The following is a 16,191-nucleotide window of genomic DNA, read 5'->3' as shown; positions in this document are numbered from 1 at the left end:
TTTTGTTTGACATGTATGAAAAGTATGAATACACTGACTAATCACAACTAGGGAGATGTTGAGAAATGAATAAACTACCTAAATTAGCCGGAACGGTTACCGTGGGCGATCGTGGTCAAATTGTGGTCCCTGCTGACGCACGCGAATCACTTGAAATTAAGTCAGGGGATAAGCTCTTAGTGTTTATTGATCCTAACTGTGATGGATTAATTGTAACCAAGCCAGAGTCATTTGAACGGCACATGCAGGCTATGAGCGAGAATCTTGACCATACTCGCAATCAAGTAAAAGACGCAGACAAGCAATAGGTATAACTGAACCAGCCAGGGAGGGTTGATAAATGAAAATAACAGATTTTAAAGGACTTAAAAATACACACCATATACAGGTGGTCGATGTTTGGAAACAAGAAGACAAATTAGTTGTCGAAATGGCAGCAGGCGACATAACCTGGCGGCCAGGGGAGCATGCAGTTTTTTCAATGCCCGGGCGAAATGTTGAGGGTAAAAAATGGAGGGCCTTTAGTATAGCCAGCGTACCGAGTGAGGGTGTGATAAGAATTGGTACAAAAATTAGCTCCCCAAGCAGTAGTTTTAAGCAAGAGCTACAAAAACTAAAAAAAGGTGACCACGTCAAAATGCGCGGGCCATTCGGCTGGTTTTACCGCCAAGATGAAACTACACCAGTAATTATGGTTGCGGCCGGCATTGGAATAACCCCAATTTTAGCTATGGTCAAACAATACCAAGAAGACCCTACCAAGTCAGATGTGCATGTCATTTACTCGTCGGATGGGGAGTATTTGTTTAAAGAAATGCTGGATACCGCTGCAAAATCGAATCCAAAATTGTCAGTCAGCTATGTTAAGGACAGCAAACAAGTTAATAACGAACTGACTGAATTGAATAAAAAATACGATTCTCAGGCCTACTTCTTTATTTCTGGCGCACCTTCTATGATCAAAAGCCTTAGCAAAACTATCAAGGGCTTTGGCGTTAAGAAGTCAAGAATCATAGCCGACCCTTATTTGGGTTATTAAGAGAATAACAAAGATTCATGAATCATTTAGAGAATTAAAATGGTCTATTTTTTAGCACTTTTTTTGCAAAAAAAACGATTTCATTTAGCAGAACTAAAAATTAATTTTTTTCTGTTTTGTAGAATTCAAAAGGATATGAAAACGAGATAGATATTACAGAATAGATATCAGGTACATATACTTCTTAACTTCTTCAATATGAATATTAATATAATTACTTAGTCTATAAAAATTGTTAATCTCTTATATTTATGTAATCATATGTGCACTTCAGAACAACTAATAAGGAGGAAATTATGAGCGAGAGAAACCAAGCAATACTTGATGCTGAAACTGCAGGCAACAAGCCTATTCTACCTTTTGAGGAAAGTCTACTTTTGGCTGGGCTTGCTAAGCTGGGTAATAGGCAGGATCAGATGGGGCAGGAGCTAGCTGAAATAATGGCACAGTCATCCGAAACCTGGCACGACAATGCAGCTGCCGAGATCATAGCGGCCGAATCCGTTGGCCTATCAGATAGTGCAAAAAAAATAACTTCTAAAATCCGAAATAGTGTAGTTTTTGACTACCCAAGTTCAGATGAGTCGCAAGCTACCTTAGGCAGCATAGTAGGATTAGACTGGGGAGATGACGATAGAGAATATGTCTACATTACTGGCTCCATGCACAATATTACAGATATACCTTTAGCTGAAGTAAAGAATGTTGTTGATCAAAAAACTACACTAACTCTCGATAGCCCAATGGGGCGAGGCTTGTTTGGCACTAGAGAAGGTGAGACTGCTGTGTGGGCTGTCGAGGAGCGAGAAATAAAATGTTCAGTTTTTCTGATCAAGCAATGTGGTAATGATACTAAAAACTGATATTTGCTTTTTTTGAAATATCGATTCCATATTTAAGGTATATCTTTTCTGGATTCAAGTAACATAAGTCACCGTCACTATATCCAATGAGCTTAGCTGTTTCATTAATCGATTTTTTATTAGGAGCCTCTATCTCTAAGTAGGCAGGGATCTTGGGCCATTGATCAATGCATATGCTTACATCGCCCATCCTATACTCGAGTCTTTTATTTTCTTGGTACCCTTTAGATTTTAAGCCGATCTTTTCTAGAACCATAAGGGTGCTTTCAAAATCCTCGACGACCGTCTCCCACTCTTTAGTGCCATCTACCTTGTCGGATGTGATCTGCTTGACAGTCAAAGTACTCGTTTTACCATTAGTTCTGAGTCTGACCCATCTTCCAGCAATAGGTGGGAGTGTTTCAAATACATGTCTTCTAAAAAAATGATCACCAACCCTCTCTGCGCCGAGTGCTTTCAACTTATTAATTAATGGTACTGGTTCAATTTCAAGTATTCGTGCTTCATATTCAATGTTCTTCATAGCCATCTATTATACAGTATGGATTTTTTTCATTGCTTCGTACTCAGAGGACCTCAAGCCTAAAACTTGATCTTTTAAATCTGAACTAAGAAAATCATTAACGCTTGTTGTTAAATCCATTCTCTGTAAGCAAATTCCTACTAAATAATTTCCTAAGTTATCTACATACAATCTGATCCCGTAGAAACCTTCTTTACAGTCGTCAGGGTTATTGAATTTGCAACCATCACACTCATTTAATCTCGTTGGTCTAATCTGTTTAAAAACGATAACCCTGCCATTTGGTAAAGCATACTTCACTCGAGTATTCGAACTTCCTGCTTCTACTTGCCTGATTATTGGCTTGGCTTCTCTACGGTCTAAGAACGAGTAAATTGAGACTGCAGACTCTAAGCCTACCGATAGGTCGGGTAAGATTCTTATCTCCAATCGTGGGTCGAACTCGTCGATCACTCTTTCTATTCGCTGAGCGTGCTCAGGGCCGCCCATAACGATATTGGCTGCGATTTTAATACCGTTATCTCCTGCAAGTTTTATTGACTCATGCAAAGCATCGATTTTTTTTTCAGCAAGCCCCTTTCGCTGAATAAATTTATCACTCTGTACTTCTGCCAATTCTTCCGCTGTGGTGCCAAAAATGCTAAAGTTTATTTTTCTAAGACCTGCTTCTGCAAGCTCCCTGATGCGTTTTGATCCACTTTCACCATTGGAAGTCATGCTCACCTTATAGCCCTGCTCACGAGCAGCGTGCACCAAATTACTAATACTCGGGTGAAGAGTAGGCTCACCCCCAGTTAAGTGCAGTTCATTGAGTCCTAACTCTCCACGAAGTGAGCTAAGCGCTCTAATAAAATCTGGGTCAGTGGCCTCCATCCGTCCAGGGAGAAAATTAACCATATTAGTGGCGCTAAAGACGGAAGATCTACTTGATTTACCGCCAATACCTCTTATTGCAATCACTCCACTTGGATTATCGATTGCTACAGGGGTGCCTTCATTGTGGCAAAACGTACAAGTTAAGCCACAGGAATCTATGATTTTTGCGCGAAGTGAAAGATCCCTTGTCACTTCTGTCGGAATTCCTTTTTCACTTTCAATCAGGCTAAGAACTCCGGCTTCAATCCCGTAGTCGCTTTCAGTAAGAGTTTCACCTAAGGAAGACAAAGCGATATTAGGTCTCTCTTCAGGCTTTGCATGCATACTTCCTTGTTCAATCATATTCTGCAACCATCTATTTCACTTACTTGATTTAGTGAGTTATTTGATTATAATTCAAATATGTTAATTGGTAAAGTAGAGGCCCAACTAGAGAAATCCCCTGATAGACTCCTGGTTCTAGGTGTAGATGGTTCAGGGAAATCAACATGGCTCGGTGCTCTTGCTACAATTGGCTACGAAATTCTTGAACCAACATCCTCTTCTCGCGCGCGTGAATTCCGAAAACGAACAGCTACTCAAGTCTTAGACGCAGAAATGATAGCTGAAAGAGAGGATATATACATAGACCTTAACTCTGATTTTAAAAACCTAGCGGAAGCCAAATACTCAGAAGGCCGCAAAATCGCTACGTCAGGTGGCGAGCTAGTAACCCGCGTATCCCATGCAGTGATGAGACAGACAATTACTTCCGAGTTAAGTCACCGGCACCATCTTGATGTGGCCCACAAATGGATTGAAGCCGCAGATCAATTACCAGACAGCATTAATCTGGTCCATGCTCCATTTAGTGTTATCTCACAGAGAATCGCTGAAAGGCAAAAAACAGATACATTCGAGAATTTCTGGGGGTTCAATTCGTTGGTGTTTCTCGAAAGATATCAAAGAGCATGGCACGAAATTATAAGTATATTAGAAATAGAAACAGATGTAAGTTGCACCAAATTTGACACAGATGAATTAACTAGCGCTGAAATGCTGTCAAAATTTATAGAAAGTATATAATAAATTCTTCGTTAAAAATAACGACTTTGTATACGTTCAAAATTTGAAATTTATCTAGCCTAATACTTTTCAAATCGGAGATTCAAGTCTTTATCTTATTCAAAAAAAGTCCGTGCTGGGCTCTTTTCCATTTGGCTGATCAGATTAGTCTCTATTACCTGACTATACTTTATCTTCATCAGTAGCTTCAGAGTCTACATAGGTCGGTTCCGTCTGAAACCCCCCTTTGGGAATTTTACTGTCTATTCTTATCAGACTATGTAGGTCCTTTGGGATAGTTTCGGTATATTTTCTAGGGGTGCTATCGGAACTAACCCCAATTGAACTTAAATTTTCAGTAAGCTCTGACCAATAAAGGGGTGTCAGGGACATGGTCCATGTTTCAATATCATGCCACTTGTTCTTTCGATCGGTATAAATTTGCAGTGTATATCGTATTTCTTTTGCACCAACAGGGTGATCCCATCTTTTCTTAAAGACCATGTATTTTGTGTATGTAGATTTTGGAGGAACAATGAACGGTTCATTGCCTGCAATAACGGAAGTATTCTGCCACTTAAATATATGTTGTGCATCTTTTCTGAACTGCCTCGGTTCAACTTCTCCATACCATCTAAAAGTTTCCTTAGCGCCTGCAGGTTTGATTTGTGGGTAATGGGCTACTAGTCTTAGGCTTAGCACCTTTCCAGGTTTTGCACCAACATTTGCTAATGATATTGGCACAGTGAATGTAGGAAGATACCATTTCTTAACAGAATTTTTAACAGGATAGATTCTAAACCTTAATTCTCCGGCTGCTACTTCTAGTTTGAGCGGAGCAAGATAAGCTTTCCACAAACTAATAATCGACACAATGACAGCGATAACTGAAACAATAAGCGCAATAATTGAAAGCAATGAAGTCTCCTTCGGTGCTATGTTTGGCTGGCGAGGAGGGATTCGAACCCCCGAATGCTGGAACCAAAATCCAGTGCCTTACCACTTGGCGACTCGCCATTGTCGTTGATTATACCTTAAATTCACGCCGGTTCGAATCGGATTCGACTCACGTCCCGCGAGCCCGAAATTACTTCTTTGAAAATTAATTTTCAAGAGTAAGTTTCCTTGCAACGAGCCACTGGCTCGTCTCACCCCGAATGCATGGACCAAAACCATGTGCCTTGTCACAGATATTTTTACTTTGTAAAAATTCCGCATCACATCCTGCGATCCCGAAACTACATCTTTGAAAACCCAGTTTTCAAGAGTAGATTTCCTTGCAACATGCTACCAGCATGTTTCACCCCGTCTCAACTCGGGCAATAACTTGCGCCGGGTTTCCGACCTTGCGAAATACTTTAAAGTATTTCTCACACTTGCCTGCCTGCCGCAGGTAGGGCGACTCGCCATTCGTGATGATTATACCTTTTGAAATATAATCGCACAAAAAGATGCTCCGCTTATTTTAAACAGGTGAAGGGAATGTATCAAGCTGTTAGACTATTGTTATGGCAAAAAAACAAACAATTTCACAAAAGCGAGCGGTTGGGACGTCATTTGCTGTAAGTGTTGGTGACGTATTATTTAACCTTTTTGTAGGCTTTATAACTGGTAGTGCGGTTATGTTTTCGCAAGCACTGCAAGGCTTGAGTGATTTAGTAACCGCCGGGATACTTTTTTTTGGCGTAACGCAGTCTGAAAAGGCTGCCGACAAACAACACCCGCTTGGTTACGGCAGGGAAGTGTTTTTTTATGTGTTAGTTGCTGGCCTGTTTATGTTTGTTGGCACTGGCTTGTTTTCGCTGTTTTTAGGCCTACAGCAAGTTATCGACCAGCAGCCGATTGACACCATTTGGCTGGCGCTGGTAACGCTAAGCTTCGGGCTATTTACGAACGGATACTCGTTCAACCTTAGCCGTAAACGACTTGGTATTAATTTTTTGAAACGACGAGACCGAACAAAACTGGTCAGCTCCAGCTTGGTTGAAACAAAAGCCACCTTACTGGTTGATTCGCTCGGCACGGCTTCAGCCCTTTTTGGTCTGGTGGCAATTGGTTTATACCTAATTACAGGGTCAGTTATTTTTGACGGTATTGGCGCCATGATTGTTGGTGTTAGCATGATGGTTACCTCTGCACTTTTAGTATATGACGCCAAAAGCTTAATTGTTGGACGAGCCATAACGCCGGCTATGCAAAAAGCAATTGTAGCTGCCTGTACAAAACTCGACGGCGTAAACGAAGTACTGGACCTAAAAACACTGCACTTAGGCTCTGGCAAGCTATTAATAATCTTAGAAATCCATTTTGTCGACGATTTGACTACGAATGAGATCGAAGTCTTAAGTGACAAAATTAAAACAGCTGTAAAAAAGAAAATTCCACAAGCAAACACCGTACAAGTAGAAGCCGAAACTCCGTAAAAATTAGAGCCGAGCAAATGCTATACTTAAGCTAACTTCGAACAGCATTAATAAGGGTATCTTGTTTTGTTTAGTGACGATCCGAATATTTCTGAATATGATTTTAAAGGTCTTAAAGGGCGCATGGGCCACTGGCCAGCTAAAAACACCGACGCTACACGTACCTTTGTAATTATTTATGGCCAACACGCCACCATTGAACGACTACTGCCTATGATTGGAGCGCTGCAAAACTTTGGTGACGTGTACATTGCCGACAACCCCGGTTTTGGCGGCATGGACCCAGCCAGCAAAATTAATAATTACCCAGACTTAGAGTTTTACGCCGATCACCTGAATCATTTTATTACCACGCATATCCCCGACGACCGCACCATAACCTTGCTGGGGATTTCATTCGGCTTCCAGATGGTCACCGAGCTACTAAGCACCTACCCTAAGCTAACACCGCGCGTAGAAGAAGTAATTAGCCTGGTTGGCTTTGTGTCGCACAAAGACTTTTCTATGAAGAAAACTGTCGAAATACCGCTGATGTACGGACTGTGCAATATTGGACGCACCAGACTTGGCGCAAAAATACTCGACGCCTTGTTTTTAAACAATTTTTTTATCCCCGTAGTATACAAACTTACAAAACCACTCAATGAAACCCTAAAAGACAAAAATAAAGAAGAAACCAACGAATACGTTCGCGAAAGTGCCTGGTTGTGGGTGGTAAATGACACCTACACGCACGGTGCAACCGCCTGGGACTTTTTTAAAACGACGGATTTGTCGGGCTACAAACTACCAGTAAAAGGGAAGTACTTAAGCGCTCCGTCTGACCACCTACTTAATACCGAGCAAATTAAGGCCAGTATGCGAACCATGTTTAAGGATTTTGAAAGTCACGACCTGAATGTCCATGGCCATGCACCTCTAGACATTGAAACCGAAGATCACGTACTGGACATACTGCCGCAAGCAATAAAAGATCAGTTTGAGTCTTCGACAAATAAAACAGCGGTAACCGACTAATGAAGATTGCCTTGGTTTGCCCTTACAACATTTACCGAGGCGGCGGCGTACAAGAAGCGGTGCTTGCGCACCAAAAAGAGCTGACGCGTCGCGGGCATGAGGTGTACATAATTGCACCAACCCCAAAAACCCTACCTGACCAACCAAAACCGAACGTTATACTGCTAGGCCGATCAACAGAACTTAACACTCCGTTTAATACCATGGTCGATGTGGCCATGATAACAACCGACCGCAAACAATTAGACAAAATTTTAGAAGACTACAAGTTCGACATTGTGCATGTACACGAACCATGGATTCCATTATTAGGCATCCAAGTCTTAGCGCGATCTACATCTGTTAATGTAGCGACGTTTCATGCCCGCCTGCCAGACTCTGTTTTTACGTCGTCGTTTGAACGATTGATTAAGCCGTACCAAAAAGCGGCTATAAAAAACCTTAAAGCCTTAACAGTTGTGTCAAAAGAATCCGCCCGCATGATTAAAAAGGTAAATTTTTTGGATCTACCACTTAACCACATACCAAACGGTATTGATTTAGAGGTCTTTGACGTGGAAAAAACGCAGACAGAAGACATCTACCCGGACAAAAAAGTTATTTTATTTATTGGCCGTCTAGAAAAGCGCAAAGGCGCGCTGCTACTCATACAAGCCTTCGAACGCCTGTCAAAGAAGCGAGACGACGTTGTGCTAGTTATTTCCGGCAAAGGTGTGCGCGACGAATTTCTAAAAGACTATGTTCGAAAACACAACATTGATAATGTTAACTTCCTCGGATTTGTTTCTGACGAACGCAAGCGATCGTTATTAAAACGGGCCGACATTTACTGCAGCCCGGCTATGTTTGGTGAAAGCTTTGGAATTGTTCTATTAGAGGCCATGGCCATGGGGACTGTCACAGTAGCTGGCAGCAATCCAGGCTACCAATGTGTGCTGACAGGTGATGGAAAAGCCAGCTTAGTTGATGCTTACCAAACAGAGGAACTAGCCAGTAAATTAGAGTTGTTTCTGACAGATGAAAAAGCCCGTAAAGCGTGGCTTGCGTGGGCAAAACGTGAGGTTAAGCAATATAACTACCCAGTAGTGGTTGATAAAATAGAACAACTATATAGCGAGCTACTCCATGAGTAAAAAACTAAAAATAGGGTTTGTGTTTGACGACAGCCTAGACCGCACCGATGGCATTCAGCAGTATATTAAAACTGTTGGGCGCTGGTTGCTCGCACACGGGCATGATGTGAAGTTTTTGGTAGGAGAAACCAAGCACGGGCCTTTTCCAGACCGCACGTACTCGTTAAGCAAAAATTTTAAAGTAACTGGAAACGGCAATTCATTGAGTATTCCGCTTCCAGCCAGCTCTAAGCAAATAAAAGAAGTGTTAGCGGCCGAAAAATTTGATGTGCTGCATGTGCAAGCACCGTACAACCCATTGCTTGCAGGCAAAGTACTTAAACACGCTGATTCCTCAACAAAAAAAGTTGGCACATTTCATATAGATGCTGACCAATGGTTTACCAAAGCAGGGGCTCGAGTAATGGGATTTTTGCAAAATAAGTCTCTTCGACAATTTGATTCTTTTGTAAGTGTATCGAAAGCCGCCCAACGATTTGCCCACAATAATTACAGCGTATCAACTGAAATTCTACCGAATGTAATTCAGTTTGCTAAAGCGAATACTTCAGCAAACAAAAGTAGACATAGCCTGGTTTTCCTCGGCCGACTAGTTGAACGTAAAGGCTGTCGCCACCTACTTGAAGCGGTAGCTCTACTGGAAAAGAAATACATGCTAACTATCTGTGGTGATGGACCGCAGCGAAAATCACTTGAAGCGCTCGTAGACGGCTTAGGCTTGCGCGACAGAGTCACTTTTTTGGGTAGAGTCAGTGAAGAGGAGAAGTACAACCAACTTGCTAAGGCTGAACTGGCTGTCTTTCCATCACTACACGGCGAAAGTTTTGGCATTGTGCTTTTAGAAGCTATGTCAGTTGGCACGGTTACGCTGGGTGGAGATAACCCCGGCTACAGAACTGTTTTAGAAGATCAGGCTGAACATCTGTTGGTAGACCCCACCAACACCACAGAGCTCGCTGCTCGTATTACCACGCTTGTAGAGGATGATTCATTACATCAAAAGCTGCTGCAGTGGCAGCACGACCATGTGCGAAAATTCGATATTGAGGTCGTCGGTCCGAAATTAGTTGAACTGTATTCTTCGTAACATTCAGATTTTTTTATTTTCTACTTGAACATGCACTATAACGTGCTACTATTTTGAAACATTAACATAATCGGCATCAAGAGAGCGGCGAGGGACCTGACCCTATGACCCGCCAGCAACCAGCAATTCACGCAAGGTGCTACATTCAGCCTGCATGACATTCAAACGCAGGAAGATGGTGATTCTTTTTTAACAGAAAAGACGCTCTGAGCCATGCCAAAAAGGAGTTATTTTTATGTCAACAAATTACAAAAGCGCAGAAAGCGTGTCGCCTAAACACCCCGACAAACTATGCGACCGAGTGTCGGACAAGATTCTAGATGCCTATCTGCGCGACGACCCAAACGCTCGTGTAGCTGTAGAATCTGCAGGCGGGCACGGTAAGCTGTTTGTATTTGGTGAAGTTACATCAACTGCCGATATAGACATAGAGGAGACTGCTCGGACCATTGTTGGACACAGTATAGAAGTTGAAACCAGAATCGTCGCTCAAAGCCCAGAAATTGCCCAAGGTGTCGATACAGGTGGAGCCGGCGACCAAGGAATAATGGTGGGATATGCCAGCAGCGAAACCGAAGAGTTGTTGCCGCTTGAGGTAGTATTGTCACGACAATTAAACCAGTACTTGTACAGCCAGTGGGAGTTTGATGGTAAAACTCAAATAACCCTACGCGATAATTCAATTGAATCAGTTGTGGCCAGCTTTCAGAACGCAGCAAGTGCCGAATTAACCGATGCCGTGCAGACATGGCTAAGTACACAGCAACTAGCCGAGTCAGATAAGAAAACAACATTACACATTAATCCTGCTGGCGACTGGCACATGGGCGGTTTTGACGCCGACACTGGTCTAACAGGCCGAAAACTTGTTGTCGATAATTACGGGCCGCGGATACCAATTGGCGGCGGCTGTTTTTCCGGGAAAGACCCTTCGAAAGTCGACCGATCAGCTGCCTACATGGCTCGAAAGATTGCCCGCGACACACTTAAAAAACAAAACGCCAAAGAAGTGTTTTGTTACTTAGCCTATGCGATCGGCTACGACCAGCCGTTGGAGGCAATTGTAATAGTTGATGGTAAACAAAAATTAGTGAGCGGCTACGACTTAAGTCCAAATGGAATAATTTCTAGTTTAGATCTTCGAAAACCTCAGTATGCCACCACAGCCGAATATGGGCACTTTGGGCACAAAGACTTTGCTTGGGAGCAGTAAGCCACAACGGTACGCTACAATACCAAGATATATGACGCGGACACTACATTATGAAAAGAAGGGGACTGGGCCAACGACAATTCTTGTCCCTGGAATGTTGGGGTCGGTTCGCTACTGGGACCCAGCAGTTGAGCAGCTACAAATGCAGGGCAGAAGTACTATAGCGCTTGATTTGCTTGGTTTCGGCAACAGCCCCAAACCGCGAGACTGCCTGTACAGTGCTCACGATCATGCTGATGCAATTGTAGCCACTCTTAAAACTATTAACCTGACTCAGCCGATAACTGTAGTCGGGCAATCACTTTCGACGGTGATACTGGTTGATGTGTTGACGCAAATGAGCGGTATCATTGATCGGGCGGTTTTTTTAAGCCCGATGCTGTTTAGCGCTGACGCCGAGGCTAAGGCATTAATTGCCAATACCACTGATGTGCCGGCGATGTTTCGGCACGGGCCGTTGGCGTGGGCGTTGTGTCATTCTTTGTGTAAAATTTCTGCGCTAGCCAAGCCAGTTTATGCGGCCACCGGTAGTGGCAGTAGTTTACCGAAAAAAGTACTGCATGACGGTCGCTTGCATAGCTGGCGGTCTTACAGCAGAAGCTTAAAAAACACCTTAATTCATCAAGATGTTAAAAAAAGCCTTGCGGCTTGCCATATACCTATCACTTTAGTGCGTGGAATAGCCGACAGTGGGTTAGACCAGAATTTTTTAGAATATGTGACTACTAAAAACGAAAACATTTCGCTGCAGACACTAGTCAATTCTGGCCATCACCCACTATATGAGTCGTTTGAAGAAACAATGGCGTACATTTAATCCGAATCTTCCACCCACTCACCATCCTGATTTTTGTGATACTTGTTTTTAACCGCCGCCCACGCGGTTTGATGTGAGCGCTGCTCATCGTCGTACTGCTCAAGCGCGCTGTTATAGGCTTCTTTGTAGATTTCTTGAGCGTGGTGAGGCAGATTGTCTTTTACTTGGTCTGGTAGATCAGAGAGGTTGCTATACGGCATTATCAGCCTCCAGTGTATAGCGTAATTTGGCATAAAATTTAGCCGCAGCCTTATTTTTAAACGTACTCGGCAAGGCCAATACAGATCCGCCCTGACTAATTACATTACGTACCAGTTGCTCTAGTTTTTTAAGATTATAGTTGCTGTAATCGAAGAGCAGTTTAGTTGGATTATTAGGGCGAACACTGTCGTTTGTCGTCCGTAGAACCGGCACGTAGAGACTTTCTACCTGACCAATCTCAACGGCAGATGTTATGTCAGCATACTCATCGGCCAATAGCTCTTTTTGCGTCGATTGCAGTGTTGATTCACGCTGATCGAGGTCCTCGCGCAGTAGAGAATGAACCGCCGACTGAAGCTTTTCTGCTAATTCTGTTTTGTTGAGGTGGTTGTAACTACCCTGCAACTGCTGGCTCAAAACATTAGGGTACTGTAGGTTAGCCTTGAGCTGGTGTATTCGCTCCTGAGCCCCAACGAGCAATAGCGGCAACTCTTTAGACGCCAGATATTCGTCAAAAACGTTCGCAAGACGCTTGTAGTAGACCTCTATGTCGTCCTGTTTATTGTCGCTTGCTCCGTGTCCGTGATGAATAGCATCACCAGAAACATGGTGCTGCTTGTCTTTAAGGTATTCATCTATTTTCATAGCTTGTTGCAGGTCGCTCGGTAGATCAAGTTCATCGAGCTCTGTAAGCTCACCGCCTTCATATATGAATAGGCTCGGGTTTTTTAAGCTAGTATGAAACACATACATCGACAAGCCGAGAGACTTATCGAGTATGATTGGCGAAACAATAAACGAATCGCCGCAATGAACGACCTCTGTTGTTTCGTATGTTAGATGAAACATCTCAAATGTCTGCCTACTAACGTACACCGCGAGACTCGTCGACAGCTCCTTGATTACCTTGTCCGACAGCAGCTTCGACTCAGCCACATCTACGGCCTCTTGCAGTTCTTTATCAAGAGTTAATGAATTGCGAACCTCGGCAAATGCATTCTTTATTCGAATACGATCAGCCTCTTGATTCTGCCCATTAGCCTCAACGTGAGTTGGAATAATGATACTAATCTTGGGCGATGACGAGTCCTGATTAATGAGATGGTTAATTTTTGTAAAGTGACTATTAAACATATTATTTTCTATACCAATAGCTTTTTAGCCTTTCTACCGAGCGGCCAGTGACGACCACTCGGTTTATTGTTGATGAATGTAGGGGAATTAGCTGTTAGTTGAGACGGTTTTGATAATTGATAAAAATAGTACTGACCCAAGTACTGCAACAATTAGGCTCCAGATATTAAAGCCAGTTACACTTGTTCCTCCCAGCAGGGATATAATCCATCCACCAAGTATCGCACCGACAATACCCACACCTATATTGGCTAGAGCACCCATCTGCTCGTTAGTATTAGCTATCATTGAAGCAATCCAACCGGCTAATGCTCCGAAAATAATCCATAATAAAATTGACATAAAATATACTCCTTTAGTGTTACATTTATTTAGTTAGATATTTTTTGATAAACAAATTGCGTAAGTTTGGCCATAACTCCTGGAAGAGTTACGATCGCAACGACAATTAGGGTTATCGGCGATGTTAGTACTTGGTCATATATTGACTGACTGACTTCGCTTACAAACCATAGTGCATCGTTCAAATCTGCCTCCTTTCGTTCTTTGTTTGTACGTATAACTATAGGAAGATTGAGCAGATTGCTCAGTGAGCATTCAACAATTTGGTAGTTAGTTTGACGCTAGGTATTTAGGCAATTTAATGACAGTATGAGTGTGAGGAGACTAACAATGATCAGTGAAATTTTCGAAAATAATGGCTCTGTTCGGCAGTATTCAGCGCATCAAATTATAATTTTTCAGTCCTCTGAACTTATTGAATCGTTCTATATAAAGTCAGGTTATGTGATTGTGTATGATATTGCACCAAAGGGCGAGAAAAAGATTTTAATGATCCTTAAGCCTGGTGATGTATTCCCGCTCATATGGTCAATGAAAGAGCACTACAAGGCTCGCTATTTTTATGAGGCCTATACTGACTGCGAAATTGCCGTACTACGAACAGAAAAGTTAATAGAACAAACAAAAGCTAATTTAGAATTTTCTAACTACATGTTAGAAATGAGTGTTGAGACAATAAAAGAGTTAATGCTGCGACTGCAAAGCTTAGAAAGTACCAGTTCAACCCACAAAGTTGGCGAGGTATTCCGCTACCTATACCGAGTGCATTCCGAAAAAAATGGTAAATGGCGCCGCGTGACACCACCAGTAACGCACCAAACTATTGCAGAAATGTCAGCCTTAGCCCGCGAAACCGTTAGCTTGCAAACAAAAGTATTAATTGACGCAGGTGCGGTTAAATACGAAAAGCAACACTACCATATTCAAGCTAAAGTGCTGAATGCTAACCTTGCTGACGAGGAAATTTCTTAGCGATACTCTGGATTTTGATCCTTAGCATTGGTGGCATTCTGCCAGTCTTCGGCCACATTGCCTTTGGCTGGCATACCACCAGCATCTTTAAGCATGCGGGCAGTGTGCATTAGGTTCCAGGCCATAAAGGTGGTGTTTCGATTAGTAAAGTCATTGTCATAGCCCAATGGCTTGTCAAATGTCTGGTCGCCGAACTCTGTGTCACCATAACTACCGCCAGGCCCAGCCTCACCAATCCAGCCGCTGTCAGCTTGTGGCGGTATGGTGTAGCCGATATGGCTCATGGCATACAGAATGTCCATAGCACAGTGCTTTACGCCGTCTTCGTTACCAGTAATTACGCAGCCAGCTGTTTTACCGTAATACACATACTGGCCCTTATCGTTTCGATCGCCGCTGTAGGCATACATCCGTTCAATAACTTGTGTACAAACACTCGACTTTACGCCAAGCCAAATTGGAGTGCCCAGTACAAGAATATCCGCCTGTAAGATTTTTTTCTGAATAGCCGGCCAATCGTCTGTTCGACCAAACTCACTCCCGTCTTTTATCATTCCGGTGTCTATGGTGTGGTCAAGGGCGTGAATGGTTTCTACAGATACGCCTTCGGCCTCCATAATACCAATAGCTCGGTTCATTAAAAGCTGGGTATGTGAATCGTTTCCATCCCGCTTAAGTGAGCAATTAATAAAAACAGCGCTAAGATCGTTAAATTGAGACATTGTCCCTCCTGATAATTTGATTAAAGTATACAAGCTTTACGGCAAACGAACTGTATAATGAACATATATTAAAGGGGTAGTGATGCTATGAATAAAACACTAATTGGCGCTGGTTTGGCTGTGGCTTTGTTAGGTGCAGTCGGATTTGTCGTGCTGAATAACAATAGTGACGATACAAGTCAGTCGTCGCAAACTGAATCGTCCACGACAGACGCAAACGGATCACCGTTTTCGTTCCCAGACAGTAATTTTAGAATTATCATAACTACTACAGAAAACGGCACAAACACTGTAGGTACTATAGAAGTTGAAGACGCCGACACGTACCGAATGGATATTGAAGGCGAAGATGGCGGAACATTTATCGTTGACGGTACTGACTTCTACACCATTGATTCAGAAGGCACAACTTTAAAGCTCCCAAACACAGCTAGTCAGATGCTTGATTCATCGAGCTTTACCCAATTAAATAATGACCCAGAATTTAACGCCTTAGCCGAGGAAGCTACAAGTATAGGAACCGGCGACTGCGCAGTAGGTACCTGTGACATTTATGAATTTACCGATGAAGAGGGTATTACCGGTCAAATTAAAGTTAATGACGGGCGAGTCATTGAAGTTACAGGCCCATTCAACGAGGGCGAACAAGTCTCGATTGTTTATGACTACAACGCCGACGTTTCAATAGAAATACCAACCGAGTTCGAAACTGTTGAAATTCCAGAAATCGACGCTTCGCAAACTCCTCAATAAATAAACGCCATAGAGCTTAGACGCTATCTTAT

At 42.8% G+C, this 16,191-nt stretch carries 19 protein-coding genes, 1 tRNA gene and 1 riboswitch; of the genes, 12 read left to right on the top strand and 8 right to left on the bottom strand.

The window, feature by feature from the left end; all coding sequences use genetic code 11:
• Positions 1-65 precede the first annotated feature (65 nt).
• From EYO12_01080 to EYO12_01070, 3 genes are all read left to right on the top strand, one after another.
• On the top strand, positions 66-308 hold the full coding sequence (locus tag EYO12_01080) for an AbrB/MazE/SpoVT family DNA-binding domain-containing protein (GenBank protein ID HIA91694.1): 243 nt from the start codon (positions 66-68) through the stop codon (positions 306-308).
• A 32-nt stretch (positions 309-340) separates the two neighbouring features.
• On the top strand, positions 341-1,039 hold the full coding sequence (locus EYO12_01075; GenBank protein HIA91693.1) for an FAD-dependent oxidoreductase: 699 nt from the start codon (positions 341-343) through the stop codon (positions 1,037-1,039).
• Between the two features lie 296 nt (positions 1,040-1,335).
• A complete protein-coding gene (locus EYO12_01070; protein HIA91692.1) occupies positions 1,336-1,902 on the top strand; it encodes a hypothetical protein in 567 nt (188 codons plus the stop codon).
• Here the strand turns inward: EYO12_01070 and EYO12_01065 are convergent.
• Together EYO12_01065 and EYO12_01060 are read right to left on the bottom strand one after the other, a co-directional pair.
• A complete protein-coding gene (locus EYO12_01065; GenBank protein ID HIA91691.1) occupies positions 1,892-2,431 on the bottom strand; it encodes a CYTH domain-containing protein in 540 nt (179 codons plus the stop codon). The two genes, EYO12_01070 and EYO12_01065, sit on opposite strands and share 11 nt — an antisense overlap.
• A 3-nt stretch (positions 2,432-2,434) precedes the next feature.
• Positions 2,435-3,643, bottom strand: coding sequence for a radical SAM protein (locus tag EYO12_01060; protein HIA91690.1), 1,209 nt, complete (start codon positions 3,641-3,643; stop codon positions 2,435-2,437).
• 60 nt (positions 3,644-3,703) lie between these two features.
• On the opposite strand from EYO12_01060, the gene EYO12_01055 reads away from it, so the two are divergent.
• Complete coding sequence (locus EYO12_01055; GenBank protein HIA91689.1) at positions 3,704-4,366, top strand: hypothetical protein; 663 nt, start codon at positions 3,704-3,706, stop codon at positions 4,364-4,366.
• A 162-nt stretch (positions 4,367-4,528) separates the two neighbouring features.
• Here the strand turns inward: EYO12_01055 and EYO12_01050 are convergent, their stop codons facing one another.
• Positions 4,529-5,263 carry a hypothetical protein gene (locus EYO12_01050; protein HIA91688.1) on the bottom strand — a complete coding sequence of 245 codons (735 nt, stop codon included), beginning with the start codon at positions 5,261-5,263 and terminating at the stop codon, positions 4,529-4,531.
• A 24-nt stretch (positions 5,264-5,287) separates the two neighbouring features.
• Positions 5,288-5,362 (bottom strand) — tRNA-Gln (locus EYO12_01045).
• Between the two features lie 491 nt (positions 5,363-5,853).
• On the opposite strand from EYO12_01045, the gene EYO12_01040 reads away from it, so the two are divergent.
• From EYO12_01040 to EYO12_01015, 6 genes are all read left to right on the top strand, one after another.
• Positions 5,854-6,768 carry a cation diffusion facilitator family transporter gene (locus EYO12_01040; protein HIA91687.1) on the top strand — a complete coding sequence of 305 codons (915 nt, stop codon included), beginning with the start codon at positions 5,854-5,856 and terminating at the stop codon, positions 6,766-6,768.
• Positions 6,769-6,834: 66 nt separating this feature from the next.
• Positions 6,835-7,785 carry an alpha/beta fold hydrolase gene (locus EYO12_01035; GenBank protein HIA91686.1) on the top strand — a complete coding sequence of 317 codons (951 nt, stop codon included), beginning with the start codon at positions 6,835-6,837 and terminating at the stop codon, positions 7,783-7,785.
• Positions 7,785-8,918: a glycosyltransferase family 1 protein gene (locus EYO12_01030; GenBank protein HIA91685.1), complete on the top strand. Its 1,134-nt coding sequence runs from the start codon at positions 7,785-7,787 to the stop codon at positions 8,916-8,918. The genes EYO12_01035 and EYO12_01030 overlap by 1 nt, the downstream gene beginning before the upstream one ends.
• On the top strand, positions 8,911-10,005 hold the full coding sequence (locus EYO12_01025) for a glycosyltransferase family 1 protein (GenBank protein ID HIA91684.1): 1,095 nt from the start codon (positions 8,911-8,913) through the stop codon (positions 10,003-10,005). Before EYO12_01030 ends, EYO12_01025 begins: the two co-directional genes overlap by 8 nt.
• Before the next feature lie 70 nt (positions 10,006-10,075).
• Positions 10,076-10,187: riboswitch (SAM riboswitch) on the top strand.
• A 53-nt stretch (positions 10,188-10,240) separates the two neighbouring features.
• On the top strand, positions 10,241-11,218 hold the full coding sequence (locus EYO12_01020; protein HIA91683.1) for a methionine adenosyltransferase: 978 nt from the start codon (positions 10,241-10,243) through the stop codon (positions 11,216-11,218).
• A complete protein-coding gene (locus EYO12_01015; GenBank protein ID HIA91682.1) occupies positions 11,160-12,035 on the top strand; it encodes an alpha/beta fold hydrolase in 876 nt (291 codons plus the stop codon). Before EYO12_01020 ends, EYO12_01015 begins: the two co-directional genes overlap by 59 nt.
• Here EYO12_01015 and EYO12_01010 read toward each other — a convergent pair.
• The 3 genes from EYO12_01010 to EYO12_01000 form a co-directional block, all read right to left on the bottom strand.
• The gene (locus tag EYO12_01010; GenBank protein HIA91681.1) at positions 12,032-12,235 is read right to left on the bottom strand and encodes a cation transporter; all 204 of its coding nucleotides are present in this window, start codon (positions 12,233-12,235) and stop codon (positions 12,032-12,034) included. The genes EYO12_01015 and EYO12_01010 overlap by 4 nt on opposite strands.
• Positions 12,225-13,370, bottom strand: a complete 1,146-nt coding sequence (locus EYO12_01005; protein ID HIA91680.1) for a hypothetical protein — start codon at positions 13,368-13,370, stop codon at positions 12,225-12,227. Before EYO12_01005 ends, EYO12_01010 begins: the two co-directional genes overlap by 11 nt.
• Positions 13,371-13,457: 87 nt before the next feature.
• Positions 13,458-13,712 carry a GlsB/YeaQ/YmgE family stress response membrane protein gene (locus EYO12_01000; GenBank protein HIA91679.1) on the bottom strand — a complete coding sequence of 85 codons (255 nt, stop codon included), beginning with the start codon at positions 13,710-13,712 and terminating at the stop codon, positions 13,458-13,460.
• A gap of 309 nt (positions 13,713-14,021) precedes the next feature.
• On the opposite strand from EYO12_01000, the gene EYO12_00995 reads away from it, so the two are divergent.
• Positions 14,022-14,684, top strand: a complete 663-nt coding sequence (locus tag EYO12_00995; protein ID HIA91678.1) for a Crp/Fnr family transcriptional regulator — start codon at positions 14,022-14,024, stop codon at positions 14,682-14,684.
• On the opposite strand, the gene EYO12_00990 is transcribed toward EYO12_00995, so the two are convergent.
• On the bottom strand, positions 14,681-15,406 hold the full coding sequence (locus tag EYO12_00990) for a flavodoxin family protein (protein ID HIA91677.1): 726 nt from the start codon (positions 15,404-15,406) through the stop codon (positions 14,681-14,683). The two genes, EYO12_00995 and EYO12_00990, sit on opposite strands and share 4 nt — an antisense overlap.
• An 87-nt stretch (positions 15,407-15,493) precedes the next feature.
• Between EYO12_00990 and EYO12_00985 the strand changes: the two genes are divergently transcribed.
• Positions 15,494-16,159: a hypothetical protein gene (locus tag EYO12_00985; protein HIA91676.1), complete on the top strand. Its 666-nt coding sequence runs from the start codon at positions 15,494-15,496 to the stop codon at positions 16,157-16,159.
• The last annotated feature ends 32 nt before the right edge of the window (positions 16,160-16,191 follow it).

Source organism: Candidatus Saccharibacteria bacterium, assembly GCA_012965045.1.
GTDB lineage: Bacteria > Patescibacteriota > Saccharimonadia > Saccharimonadales > DTSZ01 > DTSZ01.
This window is presented reverse-complemented; position numbering and strand designations above follow the sequence as displayed.